This is a genomic window from Caulobacter sp. BE254, assembly GCF_031457295.1.
Taxonomy (GTDB): domain Bacteria; phylum Pseudomonadota; class Alphaproteobacteria; order Caulobacterales; family Caulobacteraceae; genus Caulobacter.
The window spans coordinates 75830-97718 of record NZ_JAVDWJ010000005.1 but is presented as its reverse complement, the minus strand read 5'-3'; the positions used below and the strand labels follow the sequence as shown (position 1 = coordinate 97718).

Annotated in this window: 20 protein-coding genes; 15 read left to right on the top strand and 5 right to left on the bottom strand. The window is 67.8% G+C overall.

All coding sequences use genetic code 11. The features are described from left to right. Positions 1-317: 317 nt before the first annotated feature. The 13 genes from J2X41_RS11195 to J2X41_RS11135 all read left to right on the top strand — a co-directional run bounded on the left by J2X41_RS11195 (position 318) and on the right by J2X41_RS11135 (position 14426). Entirely contained in the window at positions 318-2009 is a 1692-nt protein-coding gene (locus J2X41_RS11195; RefSeq protein ID WP_310081879.1) for a flagellar hook-length control protein FliK, read from the top strand. An 11-nt stretch (positions 2010-2020) separates the two neighbouring features. Next, the gene (locus J2X41_RS11190) at positions 2021-2707 is read left to right on the top strand and encodes a flagellar hook assembly protein FlgD (RefSeq protein ID WP_310081878.1); all 687 of its coding nucleotides are present in this window, start codon (positions 2021-2023) and stop codon (positions 2705-2707) included. 145 nt (positions 2708-2852) lie between these two features. After that, positions 2853-4541, top strand: a complete 1689-nt coding sequence (gene flgE / locus J2X41_RS11185; protein ID WP_310081876.1) for a flagellar hook protein FlgE — start codon at positions 2853-2855, stop codon at positions 4539-4541. 169 nt (positions 4542-4710) lie between these two features. Further along, on the top strand, positions 4711-4992 hold the full coding sequence (gene sciP / locus J2X41_RS11180; RefSeq protein ID WP_007675208.1) for a CtrA inhibitor SciP: 282 nt from the start codon (positions 4711-4713) through the stop codon (positions 4990-4992). Positions 4993-5240: 248 nt separating this feature from the next. Further along, the gene (gene fliF / locus J2X41_RS11175) at positions 5241-6887 is read left to right on the top strand and encodes a flagellar basal-body MS-ring/collar protein FliF (RefSeq protein WP_310081875.1); all 1647 of its coding nucleotides are present in this window, start codon (positions 5241-5243) and stop codon (positions 6885-6887) included. A gap of 3 nt (positions 6888-6890) precedes the next feature. Further along, positions 6891-7907 (top strand): flagellar motor switch protein FliG, encoded by a 1017-nt coding sequence (gene fliG, locus J2X41_RS11170; protein WP_056761298.1) that lies wholly within the window; start codon positions 6891-6893, stop codon positions 7905-7907. A gap of 12 nt (positions 7908-7919) precedes the next feature. Beyond that, positions 7920-8561, top strand: a complete 642-nt coding sequence (locus J2X41_RS11165; RefSeq protein ID WP_310081874.1) for a flagellar assembly protein FliH — start codon at positions 7920-7922, stop codon at positions 8559-8561. Positions 8562-8566: 5 nt separating this feature from the next. Continuing rightward, positions 8567-8902, top strand: a complete 336-nt coding sequence (fliN, locus tag J2X41_RS11160; RefSeq protein WP_028039304.1) for a flagellar motor switch protein FliN — start codon at positions 8567-8569, stop codon at positions 8900-8902. 72 nt (positions 8903-8974) lie between these two features. Beyond that, on the top strand, positions 8975-10339 hold the full coding sequence (locus J2X41_RS11155; protein ID WP_310081871.1) for a sigma-54 dependent transcriptional regulator: 1365 nt from the start codon (positions 8975-8977) through the stop codon (positions 10337-10339). Positions 10340-10472: 133 nt separating this feature from the next. Continuing rightward, positions 10473-12584 carry a flagellar biosynthesis protein FlhA gene (flhA, locus tag J2X41_RS11150; RefSeq protein WP_310081868.1) on the top strand — a complete coding sequence of 704 codons (2112 nt, stop codon included), beginning with the start codon at positions 10473-10475 and terminating at the stop codon, positions 12582-12584. Positions 12585-12736: 152 nt separating this feature from the next. Further along, complete coding sequence (locus J2X41_RS11145; RefSeq protein ID WP_310081867.1) at positions 12737-13309, top strand: hypothetical protein; 573 nt, start codon at positions 12737-12739, stop codon at positions 13307-13309. A gap of 114 nt (positions 13310-13423) precedes the next feature. Next, positions 13424-13807, top strand: coding sequence for a DUF4282 domain-containing protein (locus J2X41_RS11140; protein ID WP_310081866.1), 384 nt, complete (start codon positions 13424-13426; stop codon positions 13805-13807). Between the two features lie 199 nt (positions 13808-14006). Then, entirely contained in the window at positions 14007-14426 is a 420-nt protein-coding gene (locus J2X41_RS11135; RefSeq protein WP_310081865.1) for a helix-turn-helix transcriptional regulator, read from the top strand. 146 nt (positions 14427-14572) lie between these two features. Here J2X41_RS11135 and J2X41_RS11130 read toward each other — a convergent pair whose 3' ends face one another. The 5 genes from J2X41_RS11130 to J2X41_RS11110 all read right to left on the bottom strand — a co-directional run bounded on the left by J2X41_RS11130 (position 14573) and on the right by J2X41_RS11110 (position 19654). Next, complete coding sequence (locus J2X41_RS11130; RefSeq protein WP_310081864.1) at positions 14573-15718, bottom strand: endo-1,4-beta-xylanase; 1146 nt, start codon at positions 15716-15718, stop codon at positions 14573-14575. Continuing rightward, positions 15708-16127 carry a flagellar export protein FliJ gene (locus J2X41_RS11125; protein ID WP_310081863.1) on the bottom strand — a complete coding sequence of 140 codons (420 nt, stop codon included), beginning with the start codon at positions 16125-16127 and terminating at the stop codon, positions 15708-15710. The genes J2X41_RS11130 and J2X41_RS11125 overlap by 11 nt, the downstream gene beginning before the upstream one ends. Before the next feature lie 14 nt (positions 16128-16141). After that, complete coding sequence (fliI, locus tag J2X41_RS11120) at positions 16142-17479, bottom strand: flagellar protein export ATPase FliI (RefSeq protein WP_310081862.1); 1338 nt, start codon at positions 17477-17479, stop codon at positions 16142-16144. 141 nt (positions 17480-17620) lie between these two features. Then, positions 17621-18577: a hypothetical protein gene (locus J2X41_RS11115; RefSeq protein ID WP_310081860.1), complete on the bottom strand. Its 957-nt coding sequence runs from the start codon at positions 18575-18577 to the stop codon at positions 17621-17623. A 93-nt stretch (positions 18578-18670) separates the two neighbouring features. After that, on the bottom strand, positions 18671-19654 hold the full coding sequence (locus J2X41_RS11110) for a prolyl oligopeptidase family serine peptidase (RefSeq protein WP_310081859.1): 984 nt from the start codon (positions 19652-19654) through the stop codon (positions 18671-18673). Between the two features lie 123 nt (positions 19655-19777). Here J2X41_RS11110 and J2X41_RS11105 point away from each other — a divergent pair, with 123 nt between their 5' ends. After that, a complete protein-coding gene (locus tag J2X41_RS11105; RefSeq protein ID WP_310081858.1) occupies positions 19778-20566 on the top strand; it encodes a LytTR family transcriptional regulator DNA-binding domain-containing protein in 789 nt (262 codons plus the stop codon). Positions 20567-20989: 423 nt separating this feature from the next. After that, positions 20990-21685 (top strand): response regulator transcription factor CtrA, encoded by a 696-nt coding sequence (ctrA, locus tag J2X41_RS11100; RefSeq protein ID WP_029914069.1) that lies wholly within the window; start codon positions 20990-20992, stop codon positions 21683-21685. Positions 21686-21889: the final 204 nt, after the last annotated feature.

Genomic DNA, 21889 nt, shown 5'->3' with positions numbered 1-21889 from the left:
CCCCTTCGGCGATGTGCAAGCCATTGAAAGTCATGGCAATTCGTTCCTGACGTCGAGCGAGCGACGCAAAGCCATGCGCAAGGACGGCGCCAACCGCGGGTGGGGCGCGACGACGCGGCAAGCCTGGCCCTTTCCGCTCGGTTCAGCCCGGCAAAAAGCGCCGTGGTCGGCCTATCCGAAGGTGTGAATGCAAGATTAATATCAACTGAAACAACGACTTAATTCTAGATTTCGAGTTGGCCCGGCGGTTGCTCAGGGAAGTCCGGATCAAGGCGTCTCCTCTTCGGGCCGCCATCCTCCGTGGACCTCATCGACGCATGACCGCGATCGCCGCCCCCGCTTCCGTCCTGCCTTCGGCCCCGGCTCTCGCCAGCGGCTATGACAAGGACGCGGCCGAAGGCTTCGGCGCGCTGCTGGCCCAGGCCGGAAGCGCCGGCGCCTCGGACGACAAAGCCTCCACGCGAGACGCTCGCGACGCCGGCAAGGCCTTGGACAAGGCGGCCGACCGGGCCCAGGACAAGAAGACGTCCGACACCAAGGCCGCCGACCGCGCCGCCGACGCCAAGGCCGACAAGGTCGCGGACGCCGCAGACAAGGCCGCCGATCCCAAGACTCCGATCAAGCTCGCCGACGGCCGGGCGACCGACAAGGCTTCGGACGCCAAGCCGGCCCAAGGCAAGACGGACGACAAGACCGACAGCAAGGACCAGGCCGCCGTCGCCGTCGACGGGCCGGTCGCCGATGCGACCGCCGGCCAAGCCGACGCCGCCGCCCTGGCCGCGGCCGCCCTGATCGCCGCCATGCAGGCGCCGGCCGTCGAGTCGCCCAAGCCGGCGACGGACGCCGCCGCGGCTTCCGCCCAGGCCGTCACGACCGAAACTACCGCGGTGCCTCCTGTCGCCAAGGATGCGCAAGTCCAGGCGCTGGCCCTGCCCGCTGAGGCTTTGGCGACCGACGCCGCCGAAACCGCCCCGGCCCTGACAGCGCCGCCGACCGCGACGGCCGCCGAGCTCGCCGCGGCCGCCGCGGCGGCCAAGTCCAAGACATCTTCGACGGCGCCGACCGCCAAGGCCGACGCCGCCACGCCCGCGCCGACCACGACGCCCGCCATCCCGACCGCCGAGGCCGCCGTCGCCGCGATCGCCGCCCCGGCCGCCGACCCCGCCGAACCCGCGCCCGTCCAGGCCGCCGCCGCCGCCCAGGCCGCCGCGCCGGAAGTCGCCTCCGTCACCGGCAAGGTGGTCAAGGCCGCCGAGCCGAAGACGACCCCCTCCACCACGGCGAGCGCCGTCGCGGCCGCCGTCGCCGACGCTGTCGCCGAACCCGGCCATGGCCCGGTCGCCGCCGCGGCCCACGCCGCGACCACCGGGGAAGGCGCGATGGGTGACGGCGCCCAGGACCACGCCAAAGCCCAGGGCTCGCCGCTGAAGGACGCCGCGCCGGTCACGGCCGCCGCCGACGCTCCAGCCGCCGCCCCGGCCTTCGTCGCGCCGGGCACGGCAGCGGCGCCGGCCCCCATCGTCGCCGCCCAGCTGCCGCCCAAGGCCGGTCCGGAAACCGTCAACCACCTGACGACCGAGATCGCCAGCAAGGCGGTGGTCGGCAAGACCAGCCGCTTCGACGTCGTGCTGCAGCCCGAAGGCCTGGGCCGCGTCGACGTACGCATCGAGATCGCCAAGGACGGCAAGCTGACCGCCGCCCTGAACTTCGACAATCCGGCCGCCGCCGCCGACCTGCGCGGCAAGTCCGGCGAGCTGCGCCAGGCCCTGGCGGCCGCCGGCTTCAACGTCGCCGACAACGCCCTGAGCTTCGACAGCTCGAGCCAGAACCAGGGTGGCCAGGGCCAGAACGCCTTCTTCAACTTCCAGGACGGCGAGAACGGCCGTCAGGCTTTCCACGGCCGCGCCTTCCGATCGGCGCTGGGCGAGGAAATCCCAACCCTGTCCCCGTCCGCCCTGCTGCCCGGCCTGCGTGTCGCCGACAGCAGCGGCGTCGACGTCAGAATCTAGGAGAGCCCGCCATGGTCACGGCCACCACCGCCACCGGCAACGCCACCACCGACAAGATCAACAACTCGCGGAACTCGCTCGCCAACAACGAGCAGACGTTCCTGAAGCTGCTGACCACCCAGCTGAAGAACCAGGATCCCCTGGCCCCCACCGACACGACCCAGATGACCAGCCAGATCACCCAGATGACCGGGGTCGAACAGCAACTGGTCACCAACGACCTGCTGACGGCCCTGGTGGGCATGAACACCAGCGGCGGCATCAGCGAGGGCGTCAACCTGATGGGCAAGCAGGTCACCGCCGAGACCGACAAGTCGGTGCTCAAGAGCGGCGAGGCGACCTGGAGCTACACCCAGAGCCGCGCGGGCACGGGTGTGAAGATCGAGGTCCTGGACAAGTTCGACAAGGTGATCGCCACCGTCCTGCCCGACGACATGTCGAGCGGCGACCACACCTTCAAGTGGGACGGCAAGAGCGCCGACGGCACCAAGCAGCCCGACGGCGGCGAATACACCATCAAGGTGACCGCCACCGACGCGGCGGGCACGAAGATTCCGACCACGGCGAAGGGACGCATCGACGGCGTCGTCACCAAGGTCACCAACGAAAGCGGCGTCAACATGGTCTGGATCGGCGAAACCAAGGTGCCGCTCGACTCCGTGATCGGCGTCACCAACCCCACCACGACGACCACGTAACGGCCGTCACGCACTAGATGAACGGGCGTCAGAACGACGCCGTCGCGGTCTCCCCCGGCGCCTCGCCGGATCTAGAGACCCAAACGCAAACCGCGCTGAGCCTTCAAACCCATCCGTTTTTGAACTTCATCGCAGGATCGCAGTCATGAGCATCAACAGCGCCATGCTCGCCGGGGTCTCCGGCCTGATCTCCAACTCGTCGGCCCTGGCCGCGATTTCGGACAACATCGCCAACGTCAACACGGTCGGCTACAAGCGCAGCTCGGCCAATTTCTCGACCCTGGTCACGTCCCAGAGCAAGAACGCCACCTACAGCGCCGGCGGCGTCAAGGCCCAGACCCACCAGTTCGTCAGTCAGCAGGGCCTGACCCAGGCCACGACCTCGAACCTGGACCTGTCGATCGCCGGCTCGGGCTTCTTCGTCGGCACCGAGAAGCCGGAAGGCCTGACCGCCACCGACACCCGCTCGTTTACCCGCGCCGGCTCGTTCCAGCTCGACAACCTGGGCTATCTGAAGAACGACGCCGGCCTCTATCTGCAAGGCTGGCTGGCCGACCCGGTGACCGGCACGATCACGCCCGACCCGTCGGACCTGACCCAACTGTCGTCGATCAATGTCGGCACCGTGGGCGGCACCGCCGAGAAGACCACCCGGGTCGGCGTCAACGCCAACCTGCGCTCGGAACAGCCCGTCTCGGCCGCGGCCAACGCCGTGGTGACCAAGACCGCCGTGGTCGAAGCGCCGGTCTCGTCGCCGGCCGTGGACTACAAGGTCTCGTACAGCCCGACCGGCAACGGCGACGAATACGCCGTTTCGATCAGCCGCGCCGGCGCGGTGTTCTCCACCGGCGTGGCCACCTACAACCCGGCCACTGGCGCGCTGACCGGCTACCTGCCCACCGGCTCGGCGGGCCCGCCCAGCACCACCACCGTCACCGACGGCACGCACACCGTGAACCTTTCGGCTCTGGGTCTGGACACCAAGGCCCAGGCCGTGTCGAGCGGCGCCTACGACCCGACGACCCGCTCGATGTCGGATTACGCCGAGGACAACACCACGGGCGTCAAGCCGGATTTCGAGATCCAGATCCCGGTCTCGGACTCCAAGGGCGGCCAGCGCACGGTCACCCTGTCGCTGCTGAAGGGCCCAGGTCCGAACGAATGGTTCGCCGAACTGCGCGCCAAGCCGGGCGATCTGGACAACAACACCAACGGTCAGATCGCCAGCGGCAAGGTGACCTTCACCACCGACGGCAAGCTGGCCTCGGTCGGCAACCTGTTCGGCGGGATCACCCCGACCGCGATCAGCATCGGCGCTTCCGATCCGCTGGCCACCGGCACGGCGCCGCGCTGGGCCGACGGCCTGGGCATCGACGCCCAGACCCTGCAGGTCGATCTGGCCAGCGCGGCCGGCGGTCTGACCCAGTTCAACAGCCAGTCGGTGGTCCAGTCGGTCAACACCAACGGCACGGCCTTCGGCAACCTGACCAATATCGAAGTCGACGACCAGGGCTATGTCTCGGCGATCTTCGATAACGGCGTGACCCGCCGGATCGCACAGGTAGCGATCGCGACCTTCTCGAACCCCAACGGCTTGAAGGGGGTGAACGGAAATGCATATCGCGTCACCAACGAAAGCGGCACCTATAGCTTGAAGACTCCAGGCGGCGGCGGCGCGGGCTCGATTGCTCCGTCCACGCTGGAAGCTTCGACCGTCGACTTGTCGACGGAGTTCACCGGTCTGATCACGACACAGAGAGCCTATTCGGCTTCGTCGAAGATCATCACCACCGCTGACCAGATGCTAGAAGAGCTTCTGAGCATTAAACGGTAATTACAGGTCTTAACTGACCTTAATTGTCCTGTGTCACATTGATACATCACGGGAGTAAGGGGAAGGTATCGTGTTTCAGCCTTTCTTTACTATTGGAATTAAGCGCCTGTTATTTCCCGGCGCCTATATTCCTCTCCAACAGTGATGGTTGTGGGAAAGGCGTAAAGCCATGTTGCAGCAGCAGCGCACGAACAGCCGGGGTGAGAAGTACGTGATCGGTCCGACCGGCGCGCCGCTGACTCTCTCCGACTTGCCGCCTCCGGAAACCCAGCGTTGGGTCATCCGGCGCAAGGCCGAGGTGGTGGCCGCCGTTCGCGGTGGTCTCCTCTCGCTCGACGAGGCGTGCGATCGGTACAAGTTGACCAACGAGGAGTTCCTCGCCTGGCAACAATCGATCGACCGTCACGGCCTGGCGGGTCTGCGGACCACGCGCCTTCAGCAGTACCGCTAGTCGGCGGGCTCGAAAGTCCAAGGCGCACAGGGGTTTCGGCCCCTTGGCGACCCTGTCGAACAGTTCAGCGGCCGCGTCCCCCAGGGGCGCGGCCGCGACCTTTTGGCGCCCCCGAGTCCCCCTTGGAGCGGGCCTTTGTAAACGACCCGTTTACCTTGCACTGGGTAAATCCTGCCTAGCGACGGCGTGCTCCGGCGCGCGGCGGCTGGCGTTCCCTTCGGGAGCGCCGTTCAGGGGTAGGGCGTAGGTTGGATAAGTTCCTCAGCGCGATTCAAAGGTTCGGCGTCGGCCGGCTGGCCGCCCTGATCGGCGTCGCCGCGGGCGCGATCGCCGTGATCGCCGCCGTGATGATGATGATGAGCAAGCAGCCCAACGAGCTGCTGCTGTCCAATGTCGACCCCAAGGAATCCGCCGCCGCCACCCAGGCGCTCGACACCGCCGGCATCAAGTACGAGACCAAGAGCGACGGCTCGACGATCTATGTCGCCCGCGACAAGGTCAACGCCGCCCGCCAGCTGATCTTCACCAAGGGCCTGGTGACCTCCGGCTCGGTCGGCTACGAGATCTTCGACACCGGCAGCGCGCTGGGCCAGACCGACTTCGTCCAGCAGCTGAACCGCCAGCGCGCCCTGCAGGGCGAACTTGAGCGCACCATCCAGGGCTGGGACGGCGTGCGCGCCGCCCGCGTCCACCTGGTGATCCCCAAGCGCCAGCTGTTCGAGGAAGACGCCGAGAAGCCGACCGCCGCCGTCACCATCAGCACCGGCCGCGAGCCGTCGGCCGACATGGTCCGCGCCGTCCAGAACCTGGTGGCCGGCTCGGTCGCCGGCATGAAGCCCGACGCCGTCAACGTCATCGACCAGCACGGCAAGACCCTGTCGGCCGGCAACGACGAGAGCCTGGCCGGCAAGCTGGCCCAGGACGCCAAGAGCGAGGCCGAGGGCCGCATCGCCAAGACGGTCAAGGACATGATCGACGGCGTGCTCGGCCCGGGCAAGGCGCGCGTCAACGTCACCGCCGACCTCGACCTGAACCGCGTCACCACCCAGGAGCGCAAGTTCGACCCGGACGGCCAGGTCATCCGCTCGGAAAGCACCAACGCCAACAATTCCAGCGAGACCAAGAACGACGACACCGGCGGCGTCACCTCGACCCAGAACATCCCGGGCCAGACCCCGAACGGCTTCCAGCCGCTGGGCTCCAAGCAGGACAGCAACGAGAGCGTCACCAACTACGAGATCTCGGAAAGCACCAGGACCACGGTCCAGGAGCCGGGCGCGGTCCGCAAGGTGGCCATCGCCGTGGCCGTCGACGGCATCACCGCCCCTCCGGGCAAGGACGGCAAGCCGGGCGCCTACACCCCCCGCACCGCCGCCGAGATGGCCCAGCTGGAGCAGCTGGTGAAGACCGCCGTCGGCTTCGACCAGGCCCGCGGCGACCAGGTCTCGGTGGTCAATGTCCGCTTCCCGCAACCCGAGGACCAGGGCCTGGGCAAGGCCGGGCTGATGGACGGCATGGACAAGAACGACCTGATGCGCATCGCCGAACTGGCCGTGCTGGCGGTCGTGGCCCTGCTGATCCTGCTGTTCGCGGTCCGCCCGTTCCTGAAGAGCCTGATGAGCCCGCCGCCGACCCCGCTGGGCCTGGCGCTGAACGGCCCGCAGGTGACCCGCATGGTCACCCTGTCGGACGGCTCGACCCAGGAAGTGGTCGTCGACCAGACGGGCGAGCCCATCGCCATCGCCGGCCCCGGCGACATGGACCAGCGCATCGACATCGCCAAGATCGAAGGCCAGGTGAAGGCCTCGTCGATCAAGCGGGTCTCGGAGTTCGTCGACAAGCACCCCGACGAGTCCGTCGCGATCCTCCGCTCCTGGCTGCACGAGTCGGAGTAGGCGATGAAGAGCTCCGTCAACGACGTCAAGAAGCTGGCCGGTCCCGAGAAGGCCGCGATCGTGCTGCTCGCCTTGGGCGAAGAGCACACCGCGATCTGGGAAGCCCTGGACGACGAGGAAATCAAGGAAGTCTCCCAGGCCATGGCCGGCCTGGGCACGGTCTCGGCCTCGGTCGTGGAAGAGCTGCTGGTCGAGTTCGTCTCGGGCATGAGCTCGACCGGCGCGATCATGGGCTCCTACGAGCAGACCCAGCGCCTGCTGTCGGCCTTCATGCCGCCGGAGAAGGTCGACCAGCTGATGGAAGAGATCCGCGGTCCCGCGGGTCGGACCATGTGGGACAAGCTGGGCAACGTGAACGAGGCGGTGCTCGCCAACTATCTGAAGAACGAATATCCGCAGACCGTCGCCGTGGTGCTGTCCAAGGTGAAGTCCGACCACGCCGCCCGCGTGCTGGCCTCGCTGCCGGAGGACTTCGCCCTGGAATGCGTCACCCGCATGCTGCGGATGGAGCCGGTCCAGCGCGAGATCCTCGACAAGATCGAGCAGACCCTGCGCACCGAATTCATGTCGAACCTGGCGCGCACCTCCAAGCGCGACAGCCACGAGATGATGGCCGAGATCTTCAACAACTTCGACCGCCAGACCGAGGCTCGGTTCATCGCGGCCCTGGAAGAGCGCAACCGCGAGGCCGCCGAGCGCATCCGCGCCCTGATGTTCGTGTTCGAGGACCTCAGCAAGCTCGACCCGGGCGGCGTCCAGACCCTGCTGCGCGCCACCGGCAAGGAGCAGCTGGCCCTGGCCCTGAAGGGCGCCTCGGACAAGCTGCGCGAGATGTTCTTCTCCAACATGTCGGAGCGCGCTTCGAAGATCATGCGCGAGGACATGGAAAGCATGGGCCCGGTCCGCCTGAAGGACGTCGACCAGGCCCAGGTCGCCATGGTGCAGGTCGCCAAGGACCTGGCCGCCAAGGGCGAGATCATGCTGGCCGGCGCCGGCGCCGAAGACGAACTGATCTACTAGGGGGATGGCTGAATGACCGACATCGCCCACAAGCGCTTCACCTTCGACACCGTGTTCGACGACCACGGCGGCATGACCGCGCCGCCGCGAGTGAAGAAGAACTTCACCCTGGAAGAACTGGAAGAGGCCAAGGCCGAGGCCTACGCCGCCGGCGAGCAGTCGGCCGTCGCCCAGGCCGAGCGCGAGGCCGCCCTGGCCCTCAATACCGTCGGCCAGGCGATCCACAGCGCCTTCTCGACCCTGGCCGCCGTCGCCCACGAGCACCGCGAGGGCTCGGCGATGCTGGCCCTGGCCTGCGGCCGGGCCATCGCCGACGCCGCCCTGGACCAGTTCCCCGATGCCCCGACCCAGGCGGCCCTGGTCGCCCTGGCCCGCGAGGTGGAGGCCAGCCCCAAGCTGACCGTCCGCGTCGCCCCGCATCTGGTCGAGCGCACCCAGGCCGCCCTGGAGCAGACCGCCCAGGCCATTGGCTTCCCCGGCCAGATCGTCGCCCGGGCCGACGCCGTGCCGCCCGCCGCCTTCCTCCTCGACTGGGGCGACGGCCGCGCGGCCTTCGATCCCGCCGACGCGGCCGCCCGCGTCACCCAAGCCCTCGAAGCCGCCATCGCGGCCGAGGGTCTCCACGCCGAACCTCTTGCGCCTAGCGAAGGCTGACCGCCATGTCCGAAGACAACCTCACCCTCGACGAATTCGGCGGCAGCATGCTGGCCTCCGAAATGCCGGTCGAACTCAGCGACAAGATCGCGTCCGACCTGGCGCCGGTCTTCGACGTGCCGGTCAACATCTCGGCCGTGCTGGGCCGCGCCCACATGTCGGTGGCGCAACTGCTGCAGTTGCAGGCCGGCAGCATCCTCGAACTGGACCGCAAGGTCGGCGAGGCGATCGACATCTATGTGAACAACCGCCTGGTGGCCCGCGGCGAGGTCGTCGTCGTCGATGAGCGCCTGGGCGTGACCATGACGGAAATCATCAAGGACGGCGACGCCGCCGGCTGACGCCGGACGCCGCCGAGCACCGCTTAAACAGTTGAACTGCCGGGGCACGAAGGCCCCAACGGAGAGAAAACGATGCGCCTCCTGGTCGTCGGAAAACTGAACGGACAGCTCTCGGTCGCCGTGAAGATGGCGATGAACACCGGGGCCAAGGTCTCGCACGTGGAGACCACGGACGCGGCGACCCACGCGCTGCGGGCCGGGCAGGGGGCCGACCTGCTGATGGTCGAGTACACGCTCGACATCGCCGGCCTGATCGCCGCCAACGAGTCCGAGCGGATCCGGGTGCCGGTGGTGGCCTGCGGCGTCGACGCCGACCCGATGCGGGCCGCCGCGGCGATCAAGGCCGGTGCCAAGGAATTCATCCCGCTGCCGCCGGACGCCGAGCTGATCGCCGCGGTCCTGGCCGCCGTCACCGACGACAACCGCCCGATGATCGTCCGCGACCCGGCCATGGAAGGCGTCATCCGCCTGGCCGACCAGGTCGCCCCGTCGGAAGCCTCGATCCTGATCACCGGCGAAAGCGGCTCGGGCAAGGAGGTCATGGCGCGCTACGTCCACGCCAAGTCGCGTCGGGCCAAGGCGCCGTTCATCAGCGTCAACTGCGCCGCCATCCCCGAGAACCTGCTGGAAAGCGAGCTGTTCGGCCACGAGAAGGGGGCCTTCACCGGCGCCGTGGCCCGCCGCGTGGGCAAGTTCGAGGAGGCCAACGGCGGCACCCTGCTGCTGGATGAAATCAGCGAGATGGACGCCCGTCTGCAGGCCAAGCTGCTGCGCGCCATCCAGGAGCGCGAGATCGACCGGGTCGGCGGCTCCAAGCCGGTCAAGGTCGACATCCGCATCCTGGCCACCTCCAACCGCGACCTGGCCGCGGCGGTGAAGGACGGCACGTTCCGCGAGGACCTGCTCTACCGCCTGAACGTCGTGAACCTGCGCCTGCCGCCGCTGCGCGAGCGCCCGGGCGACGTGATCACCCTGTGCGAGCACTTCGTGAAGAAGTACTCGGCCGCCAACGGCGTCGCCGAAAAGCCGATCTCGGCCGAGGCCAAGCGCCGGCTGATCGCCCACCGCTGGCCGGGCAACGTCCGCGAGCTGGAGAACGCCATGCACCGCGCGGTGCTGCTGTCGCCAGGCGCGGAGATCGAGGAGTTCGCCATCCGCCTGCCGGACGGCCAGCCCCTGTCCCCCGCCCCGGACGTGGCGGTGGCCCGCGGCGCCCAGATGGCCGCCGACGCCGTGTCACGCACCTTCGTCGGCTCGACCGTGGCCGAGGTCGAGCAGCACCTGATCATCGAGACGCTGGAGCACTGCCTGGGCAACCGCACCCACGCGGCCAACATCCTGGGCATCTCGATCCGCACCCTGCGCAACAAGCTCAAGGAATATTCCGACGCCGGCGTGTCGGTGCCGCCGCCGCAGGGCGGGGTGGCCGCCGCCTGAGGACCGTGAACCCCGTTCGGGCGCCGCGACCATCGGTCCGGCGCCCAACATAGCTAATTTCGATTAAGACCCCTGGCGACTTCGCGCAAATCGCTCCACTCGCCAAAGCTGGGCAACAGGATCGAAGACTTGAATGGCTGACGCCGCCGTCCCCAAGGCCGCCACCTCGATCCCCAGCGCCAAGTCGCTGTGGGAAGGGATCCTGCGCGGCGAAATGGGACTGGCCCTGGGCGTCGTGGGCATCATCGTCCTGCTGATCATCCCGGTCCCGCCGATGCTGCTGGACCTGCTGCTGGCCATCTCGGTGACCGGCTCGGTCCTGATCCTGATGACCGCGGTGCTGATCAAGAAGCCGCTGGAATTCACCTCGTTCCCGACCGTCCTGCTGGTCGCCACCCTCTACCGCCTGGGGCTGAACGTGGCCTCCACGCGCCTGATCCTCGGCCATGGCCAGGAAGGCTCGCACGGGGCCGGGGCGGTGATCGCCGCCTTCGGCAACCTGATGATGCAGGGCAACTTCGTCATCGGGGTGATCGTCTTCATCATCCTGGTGGTGGTGAACTTCATGGTCGTCACCAAGGGTTCGGGCCGGATCGCCGAAGTGGCGGCCCGCTTCACCCTGGACGCCATGCCCGGCAAGCAGATGGCCATCGACGCCGACCTGTCGACCGGCCTGATCGACCAGGACACCGCCAAGCAGCGCCGCAAGGACCTGGAGCAGGAATCGACCTTCTTCGGGGCCATGGACGGGGCGTCAAAGTTCGTGAAGGGCGACGCCGTCGCCGGCCTGATCATCACCGCCATCAACATCGTCGGCGGCATCCTGATCGGCGTCGTCCAGCACAAGATGCCGATCGGCGAGGCCTCGGCCTCCTACACCCTGATGACCATCGGCGACGGCCTGGTCAGCCAGATCCCGGCCCTGATCATCTCGATCGCCGCGGGCATGGTGGTGTCCAAGGCCGGCGTCGAGGGCAGCGCCAACAAGGCCCTGACCACCCAGCTGGCCATGAACCCGGTCGCCCTGGGCATGGTCTCGGCCTCGGCCGGGGTCATCGCCCTGATTCCGGGCATGCCGATCATCCCGTTCGCCGCCCTGGCGGTGGGCTCGGGCTACCTGGCCTATCGTCGCGCCCAGAAGGCCAAGGAGCCGCAGCCGCTGGACGCCGCCGCCCTGGCCGCCCTGGCCGAAGCGTCGGCCGAGCCGGAAGAGGAGCCGATCAGCGCCTCCCTGGCCATCGACGACGTCAAGATCGAGCTGGGCTACGGCCTGCTGACCCTGATCAACGACCTGGACGGCCGCAAGCTGACCGACCAGATCCGCGCCCTGCGCAAGACCCTGGCCACCGAGTTCGGCTTCGTGATGCCGCCGGTCCGCATCCTGGACAACATGCGCCTGGCCAACCAGGGCTACGCCATCCGCATCAAGGAGATGGAGGCCGGGGCCGGCGAGGTGCGCCTGGGCTGCCTGATGGCCATGGACCCGCGCGGCGGCCAGGTGGAACTGCCGGGCGAGCACGTGCGCGAGCCCGCCTTCGGCCTGCCCGCCACCTGGGTGGAGGAGGCCATGCGCGAGGAGGCCACCTTCCGCGGCTACACCATCGTCGATCCGGCCACCGTGCTGACCACGCACCTGACCGAGATCCTCAAGGAGAACATGGCCGACCTGCTCTCCTACGCCGAGGTGCAGAAGCTGCTGAAGGACCTGCCCGAGGGCCAGAAGAAGCTGGTCGACGACCTGATCCCCTCGGTGGTCAGCGCCACCACCATCCAGCGCGTGCTGCAGGCCCTGCTGAAGGAGCGCGTGTCGATCCGCGACCTGCCGCAGATCCTGGAAGGCATCGGCGAGGCCGCCCCGCACACCGCCTCGGTCATCCAGCTGGTCGAGCAGGTCCGCGCCCGCCTCGGCCGCCAGCTGTGCTGGGCCAACCGCGGCGACGACGGCGCCCTGCCGATCATCACCCTGTCGGCCGAGTGGGAGCAGGCCTTCGCCGAGGCCCTGGTCGGGCCGGGCGAGGACAAGCAGCTGGCCCTGGCGCCCTCGCGCTTGCAGGACTTCATCCGCGGCGTGCGCGACGCCTTCGACCGCGCCGCCATGTCCGGCGACAGCGCCGTGCTGCTGACCAGCCCCGGCGTGCGGCCCTATGTCCGCTCGATCATCGAGCGCTTCCGCGGCCAGACCGTGGTGATGAGCCAGAACGAAATCCATCCCCGCGCCCGCCTGCGCACAGTGGGAATGGTCTAGGGCGCTCCGGCCCCTGCGTTTCAAGCTTTGCCCGGAAAAAGCCTGGAAGCGCCCTGAAATGGTCACGCCTTGTTACCGACTATTTCGGAACCGTTGCCGATAGGTCGCGTTCGGTTTGGCAAGGCGGGGGCCTTCACGACGGAGCGCTACTGATGAAAACCAAGATCGCCATGTTCGCCGCCGCCGCCACTCTTTCGCTGGCCGGCGCCGCTTTCGCCCAGACGACGGGTTCCTCCTCGACTCCGGCCACCGGCGCCACGACGCCGTCCGGCCAGACCATGCCGTCGGCCCAGACCACCCCGTCTGGCACGACCTCGGCCACTCCGGCCACGCCCGCCTCGCCGTCGACCGGCGAGCAGGCGTCTCCGGCCACGCCGGCCAGCCCGGCCACGGGCGCGGCGGCCTCGACCGGCGCGACCGGCACCGCGGGCACGGCCGGCACGACGGCGGCTGACGCCGACGCGGCGGGCACGCCGTCCTCGGCCAATGTCGCCCTGGACCTGAAGGTCGGCTCCGAGGTCAAGGACCCCTCGGGCGCGGTGGTCGGCACCATCGCCGGCACCACGGCCGGCGCCGACGGCTCGACCAATGTCGTCGTGACCAGCGGCGACAAGAAGTTCGCCCTGCCCAAGGCCAGCTTCAGCGCCGCCGCCACCGGCGGCCTGCAGACCACGGCCACCAAGGCGCAGATCGACGCCACCCTGGCCGGCGCCAAGCCGCAATAACCATCCGGCGTCGTCGGAACGACCAGGAGCCCGCTCGGCATTGCCGAGCGGGCTTCGCGCTGCTAGCGATGGGCCAGTACCCGGCGGAGCTCCCGCTGACATGAGGGGTGTCGGATGGCTCCGGCCAGAAATTCCAAGGCGCGTGGCTCCAATGGCCTGTTCTGGGACCTGTTGACGTTCGACCGCCTCGTCACCGGGCCGGTGATTCACCTGATCTACTGGGCCGGCCTGGGCGTGGTGGCCCTGTTCGCCTTCTCCGTCGTCGGCGCCGCCGTCGGCCTGGCGCTGAAGGAGCCCGGCCTGCAGTCGCTGCTGCTGGCCTTCCCGGTGCTGATCGCCGGCCTGCTGGTCGCCGCCGCCATGGTGCTGCTGTGGCGCGCCTTCTGTGAGTTCTACGTCGCCATCTTCCGGATCAGCGAAGACCTGCGCGCCCTGCGCCAGGCCAGCGACGCCGACCACGCGGTGGCGACCGTCACCCGGCCGCCCGTTCAGGGCTAGAGCATCGCGCGGAAAAGTGGACGCCGGTTTTCCGCAAGAGCGATGCGAAAACCAAAGTCCAAGGCCCGATCGCCTGAACCCTCACCCCTGCGACCGAATAACGCGGTCGACGAAAATACGTCACAAAGCTTGAGGGCGGGGTCGATCCCCGGCGTCTAAGCGGCAGGAGGCCTGTCGAGCCTCCAGCCGGAGACGCATTTTGGCCGCCGATCAAGAACCTCACCTCGTCGATATCCATGTGGGCGCGCGCATCCGGATGCGCCGCAAATCCATGGGCCTGAGCCAGACGCAACTGGCCGACAGCGTGGGCATCACCTTCCAGCAGCTGCAGAAGTACGAGCGCGGGACCAACCGCGTCAGCGCGTCCAAGCTTTACGGCATGGCCGTGACTCTGCAGACCTCGGTGGCCTGGTTCTTCGAGGGCATGCCGCCCGAGGCGGACGGCGCCGGCGACCAGCGAACCCAGGCCGTGCGCCGGTTCATGGCCACCGAGGAGGGCGTGGAGCTGGCCTCTCTGGTGCCGCAGCTGCCGCCGGCCCAGCGCCGGCAGATCCTGGCCCTGGCCCGGACGCTCAGCTCGGACGGCGACGACGAGCCGGCGGGCGGGGCGGCGGGTTAGGTCCAGAGCCCAAGTAAGAGAGCCAACAGTTGTCATCCCGGCCGCAGCGAAGCGGAGAGCCGGGACCCAGGTGAACCGCACCGCTCTTGCCCAGTCCCCTGGATCCCGGACAGCCTCTGCGAGGCTTCCGGGATGACAACCATTTATTAGGTCGCCCCTATCCCCCGGAACGCCGCCGCGAGGGCCTCGGCCCCGGCCTTGGGCCGACCGGCGTTGTCGAAGACGGCCGGAGCGTCGGCGGCGTTCTCTGCCGTCAGCCACGAATCGCGGTCGCGCAGGCCCCAGACGGTGAAGGCGAAGCGCTGGCGTTCGGGCAGGGCCATGAAGGCCTCGGCGGCTTCGGCATAGACGGCCGCCTGGCGGCGCTGCAGCTCGGCGCGCGACAGCAGCTTGTTCTCCGACCGGGTCAGCGACACGTCCAGCTCGGACACGTGGATCGGCAGGCCCAGGCTGGCCAGTTCGCGGATCATCCGGGTGATCTCGCCCGGGGCGAGGTCGGCCGCCACGTGCATCTGGGTTCCCAGGCCGGTCAGCGGCGCGCCCGAGGCCAGCAGCCGTTCGGCCAGGTTCAGGAAGGTGGCGCGCTTGCGCGGATAGTATTCGAGATTGTAGTCGTTCAGCAGCAGCGGGGCGTCCGGCTCGGCCTCGCGAGCCGTGCGGAACGCCAGGGCGATGTGGTCGAAGGCGCCCAGGCGCTGGGCCCACAGGCTGTCGCGCCAGCCGGCGCCGTCCTCGGCCACCGCCTCGTTGACCACGTCCCAGCCGACCACCTGACCGCGATAGCGGCCGGCCACGGCGAGGATGTAGTTGCGATAGGCGTCGGCGAAGCCGATGCGGTTCTCGTCCAGCCGCGCGAAGGCCTCCGGCGCCTGGGCGTACCAGACCAGGGTGTGGCCCAGCAGGCCCATGCCGTGGGCGCGGGCGAACGCGGCGATGCGGTCGGGAGCGTCGAAGCGGAAGGATCCGTCCGGCTGGACGATGTACTCCATCTTCATCTGCCATTCGGGCGTCAGCTGGCTGACCTCGCGGGCCAGCAGGGCGGCCAGGGCGGGGTCGTCCAGGTGCAGGGCCTGGACGCAGCTGCCGATCCGGAACGGCGCCAGGCTCTTCAGCGGCGGCAGGGGGGCGGGTTGGCTCTTGGCGACCTGGGGGCCGCAGGCGGACAGGGCCAGGGCGCCGGTCAGGACCGCGCGGCGGCCGAGACGGGGCAGGGGCGGCGGACGGGGACAGGCGCATGCGCCTGTCCCCAGCCCCGGACGCGGCGAATAGAGGCTGTCGCGCCTACCGCCCACCGACCACCATCCGGCGCAGGCCCAGTTCGTCCAGGGCGGCGGTTTCCAGCTTGCCGGCCAGCTTGGCCTTGGCGACCTTGGCGGCCTCGGCGACGTGCTCGTATTTCTTGAGGTTCTCGAAGGCCAGGGACAGGGCGTCGCGGGCGCCGGCCTCCTCGATCAGGATCTGGTCGATCTCGAGCAAGGCCTGGTCGCGGCGGATCTTCGAGCCCTGGCGGAAGCCGATCATGTACCAGCCGGCCTCGACGTCGCCCTGGGCCTGCATGGCTTCCGCCTCGGACTCCGCGTCCAGGGTGGCGACCTTCATCTCGGCGGTCTGGCGGCGCTCGACGATGTCGGCCAGGCGCTTCTGCAGGGTCTCGACCTCGTGGTTCGAGATGCGGATCAGGGAGTCGGCCCACTTGGTCATGCCAGGTTTCCCATCTAGGCGGCGTCGCTCTGCAGGATGTGGGCGAGGTAGCCGAAGCTGTCGTCGAGGCTGGTGGCCTCGTCCGGGGTCTGGCTAAGAAAGGCCTCGACGGCGGGGTTCAGGCGGATGGCGCGGTCGATGATCGGATCGGCCCCGGCGCGGTAGGCGCCGATGCGGATCAGCTCCTCCATGTTCGAATAGGCCGCCAGGGTCTGGCGAGCGGCCTTGACCACCTCACGCTCCTCCAGCGTCTGGCAGCCCGGCATGGTCCGGCTGATCGACTTCAGGACATTGATCGCCGGGAAGCGGCCGCGTTCGGCGATGGCCCGCTCCATGACGATGTGGCCGTCCAGGATGCCCCGGGTGGCGTCGGCGATCGGCTCGTTGTGGTCGTCGCCGTCGACCAGCACGGTGAACAGGGCGGTGATCGGGGCCGCCGTGGTGCCGTCGGGACGGATCGGGCCTGGGCCGGCGCGCTCGAGCAGCTTGGGCAGCTCGGTGAAGACGGTGGGGGTGTAGCCCTTGGTGGTCGGCGGCTCGCCGGCGGCCAGGCCGATCTCGCGCTGGGCCATGGCGAAGCGGGTCACCGAGTCCATCAGGCAGAGGACTTCCAGGTCCTGGTCGCGCAGGAACTCGCTGATCGCCAGGGTCATGTAGGCGGCCTGGCGGCGGGTCAGGGCCGGCTCGTCCGAGGTGGCGACCACGACGATGGCGCGCTTGAGGCCTTCCTCGCCCAGGGTCTCCTCGATGAACTCGCGGACCTCGCGGCCGCGTTCGCCGATCAGGCCGACCACGACGGCGTCGCAGGTCGCCTCTTTGGCCAGCATCGACAGCAGGACGGACTTGCCGACGCCCGAGCCGGCGAAGATGCCCAGGCGCTGGCCGCGGCAGGTGGTGGTGAAGACGTTCAGCGACCGCACGCCCAGGTCGATGCGCTCGCCCACCCGGCCGCGGGCGTGGGCCGGCGGCGGGGGGGTCTTCAGGGGGTAAGGGACCTCGCCCTGCGGCAGCGGCCCGAGCCCATCTATGGGCTCGCCGAAGGCGTTGATGATCCGGCCCAGCCAGGCCTTGGTCGGGCGGACCACGGCGCCTTCGGGCATGATCTTGATCACGGCGCCGGGGGCCACGCCCTCGACGGGGCCGAACGGCATCAGCAGGGCGCGGGTCTCGCGGAAGCCGACCACCTCGGCCGGCAGCACCGGCAGGCCCAGGCGCTCGATCTCGACCCGGGCGCCGACGGCGAGCCGGGTCAGCCCGCCGCGAGCCTCGATCAGGAGGCCGTTCACGGCGGCGACGCGACCGAAGATGGTCAGCGGATCGATACGTTCGACGGCGGCGATCAGGCTACGCAAATCGGTCCTCGGAGGTGAGGTTTCATCCTCCGCCGACAGCGTTAACCAGGCATGAAATTAGGGATGTATTAGGGGGCGATTGAGCGGTGAAAACGTCGCACTCCCAGGGCACCAGAAAAACGCGTCCGCAACTGACCCTCGTCAGGACTTTTTTAGCCGACAAGGCCAAGGCCATTGTGGTCGTTCTCGCGACAACTCGGAATACACAGCATTGATCAATCGCGGGTCGGAACCGATAGGGCTGTAGAGGCCGACAACGCGTGGCGTCGCAGTGACTTGCTCGCCCGGGGCACCCGCCGTGTAGAGCATCGCGCGACTGCTGCCGATCGCAAGAATGCCGGATTCAATGGTGGTCTGGTCGAGCTTGTTTGGCAACGGCAGGCCTACGGCAATAGACTTGCCATTTACGCCTAAGGTTTGGACGGTCAGAGTGCCGGTCAGATTGTCCGCTTCGGCCTGAGCGCCGATGATTCCAAGGCCGCTCAAGGTGATGCCGCCTTTGAGCGCAGTGACGTCCGCTGACAATCTGAGGCCAACGCCGACATAAACAGGAATTGTTACTCTCTCGAACGACCGCGCTTCTTCGTCGGTAAGCGCAGATTTTTCGTTTCGGGAGTCGATCAGGCGAGCATCGAAGTTAGTGACGATCCGGGCGTCATCGAGAGGCGCGCTTACGGGGACCCATGCACCGCCGGCACTCGCGTGCTTTCCATCAGAGGTCCACATTACATACTTTCTGACGAGAAAATCGACAGGCACGGCATCCACGTTGACGTAGTCGAGAACGGCTCTGTAGGAGCCCTTTGCAACAGTTGTTTTCGAGGGACCAAAGGTTAAGCCGCCCGAGCCATCAAATTTCGCGACGGCAAATCTGATCGCAAGATCAGGCAACGCTTCCAGCAGCGGCACTCTCTCAGTCGTTGGTTCCATGCAGCTATCCGCCAACTTCGAAGTGGAGATCGAGAGCGGGTCCAAGGGAACATAGCCATAGCTTGTTGCTGCTTCGCCGGGTGTCTTTGGCAACGCGAGCGGCTGACCGCCTATGGTGGTGCAACCGCCCAACGTAACAAGGCAACATACCAACGCCAGATTTTTCATTATGGCTCGCCCCCTTCGAAAACTCGAAACAGCTTAACCACAATAGCCTATAAGTTGCGTCCTTATAAATAATATTCTTATACGTGTTTCTTGTTATGGCCGCTGTGCTGCCAGATTGGCCGTGAAGAATCCCACCACCTTGGCGTCGAAATCGCGATGGAACGCCGCCCGATCGAACCCTGCGGCGCTGGAGCAGATGAACGCCGCCGAGGTTTTGTTCTCGTCATTGCAGGGGGCGAGGAAGTCGAAGTGCCCGGCCTTGGCGACCAGATGATAGTCAGGAGCCTTGGGCAGGCGGGTCCGCACCGCGGTGGCGTAGAACGGATCGGGCAGGATCTGGTCGTTCTCGGCCCGCCAAAGCTGCAGGGGCAGGGTGACTTGGCTGACGTCCAGGCTGTAGCCGAGGGCCGGGGCGGCGGAGACCACGGCCTTGATCCGGGCGTCGTGGATCCAGCTGGCCTGCAGCGCGTCGGCCGGCGGCGGATGATCCTTCATCAGTTTGCAGTCGAAATAGTCCGGATGGGCCTGACAGTGCGGACCGACCGTCTTGAGGTCGGGTCTGGCCCCCGCCGCGACCAGCACCGTGAAGCCGCCGGCCGAAAAGCCGAACGCGCCGACCCGATCGGGATCGATGGCCGCCTTCATCGGCGCGGCGGTCAGCATGTAGTCGATCAGCAGCGACAGCTGGCGCGGCCGGTTGGCCGCGTCGGTGGCCCGGCTCTGGTCGCGATAGTTGTCGCCGCTGTGGGTCAGGGCGGCGACCACGAACCCGACCTCGGCCAGGGCCTGGGCGGTGTCGGCGTGGCTGCTGAACACCCCGCCGTTGCCGTGCGACATCACCACCAGGGGCAGGTGGTCGCCGGCCAGGGGCGCGCCCTTGGCCACGGTCTGGGATCCAAGGCCCAGGATCATGGGCGCGGCCGGGGCGTCGGTGGGATACCAGATCCCGACCGTGACCGGCGGCCCCTGCGGGTCGGGCATCTGCACGACGGTGAAGCCGGCGTTGGCGGCGAGGGCGGGCGAGGCCAGGCCAAGGGCCAGGGCGGCGGGCGCCAGGAGAAGGGAGCGGATCGACATGGACGTCCTCTGCGAATGAAACACGGCCAGGGGAATGCGGCGGCGACGGCGAGGGCGAAACCGCGTTTGCGCGAATGGGCGAACGGGTTCGCGAACCGGCTAGCCGCCGTTATAGGAACAAGCATGACCACCAAGGCCGAGCCACTGTTGGGAACCGCCCGCGAATGGGTCATCGACTTGGCTGTCGCGGCCGCCATTGGCCTGTTCATCGGCGTGCTCGGACCCTATGGCAGCTATCTGAACGGGCCGGTCGGGCCGCGCATCTTCCACTTCATCGTCTGCTTCTGCGTGGGGACCGTGATCTTCGGCGTGCTGCACCGGCTGGCGGCGGCGGGCGCCAAGCGCTTCAGGGTTCCGGTCTGGCTGGCGATCGGCGTGGCCTTGTTCGTCGGCTGCGTTCCGCTGGCGGTGTTCATCAGCTGGCTGGCGACCACCCTATGGCCGATCTTGAGAGACCGGATCGCGCCGCTGGAGTGGTACGGTCAGTGCGTCTTCCTCTCGACGCCGATGCTCGCCTTCTTCGTCGCCCGCCGTGCGCTGAAGGCGCGGGCGAGCGTCGCGAGAGCCATGGCGCCGACAATTTTTCCAATCGTCTCCGAACCCAAGCCCGGCCAGGTGATCTGCCTGCGCATGGAGGACCATTATGTGCGGGTCCATACGCTCGCCGGCTCGCGCCTGGTCGCGGGACCGTTCGAGCGGGTCATCGCCGGGCTGGGAAACCAGGAGGGCATGCGGGTCCACCGCTCCTGGTGGGTGGCGCGCGCCGCCGTGGTCGGGGTGGTGGCCGACGGTCGGAATCTGCGCCTGGAACTGAGCGGCGGCCTCTCCGCCCCGATCTCGCGCGCCTCGGTGGCGAGGCTGCGGCAGGCCGGTTGGCTGTCGCCGGAGCGCGCCGCCGAAGATTCAGCGTGAGACCCGCCGCGACCGGACGCCGCGGCGACCGACAGGCCGGCGGAAGGTCGCGCCGAAAACCTCGCGGCCAAGCCTGTAAACTTCTCGCGACAGAACGCCGCAATCTCGCCTTACTGGTGAACGGCGCGGCGTGGCGACAGGGACGAAAGACGGCGCCCGGCCCCTTTACAGCGCCCCATTTCCGGGCTTTCGGGCCAAAAGGAATCGTCTTGACGGACCATCCACAGGCCCCTGCGACCTTTGCGCCAAATGAGTCGCTGACCGCTTGCACCCGATTCGCAAATCAGATTAACCATTTCTCCAGCGAGATCATTCACCATTAACCTGTCTTAAATTAACTGTCCGGCAGAGTGCAGGACGGGTTTCACCGGCGGTATTCCGCCTAGCTGTCGAATAATGCCGCCCAAGGGCGGGGAGGGCTGCATGCGCGTACTGTTGATCGAGGATGACAGCGCCACCGCGCAGACCATCGAGCTGATGCTGAAGTCTGAAGGCTTCAACGTCTACACGACGGATCTTGGCGAAGAGGGCGTGGATCTGGGCAAGATCTATGACTACGACCTCATCCTGCTGGACCTGAATCTGCCGGACATGAGCGGCCTGGATGTTCTGCGCACCCTGCGGGTGGCGAAGGTGAACACGCCGATCATGATCCTGTCGGGCAGCGCCGAAATCGATACGAAGGTGAAGACCTTCTCGGGCGGCGCCGACGACTACATGACCAAGCCGTTCCACAAGGACGAGATGATCGCCCGCATCCACGCGGTGGTCCGTCGTTCGAAGGGTCACGCCCAGTCGGTGATCAAGACCGGCGACATCATCGTCAATCTCGACGCCAAGACGGTCGAGGTGAACGGCAACCGCGTGCATCTGACCGGCAAGGAATACCAGATGCTGGAGCTGCTCTCCCTGCGCAAGGGCACGACCCTGACCAAGGAGATGTTCCTCAACCACCTGTACGGCGGCATGGACGAGCCGGAGCTGAAGATCATCGACGTCTTCATCTGCAAGCTGCGCAAGAAGCTGGCGGCCTCGGCCCAGGGCAAGCACCACATCGAGACTGTCTGGGGCCGCGGCTACGTGCTGCGCGACCCGAACGAGCAGGTCAACGCGGCGTAACCGCCGGCGCGACCAGCCTGGAAAGTTGAGCGCCCGCCTCTCTGGAGGCGGGCGTTTTCCTTTGTGGGAACAGGGTCTTAACCCTGTCCGTGACAAATCGCCCGAAGCACCGAATAGTCCTTGCTCGAACATGGCGTCATCCGTCATTTTCCGGCGCGACGATTGCTGGGGGGCTTCCCAGCCGTGTCTTCCAACCGCACACGG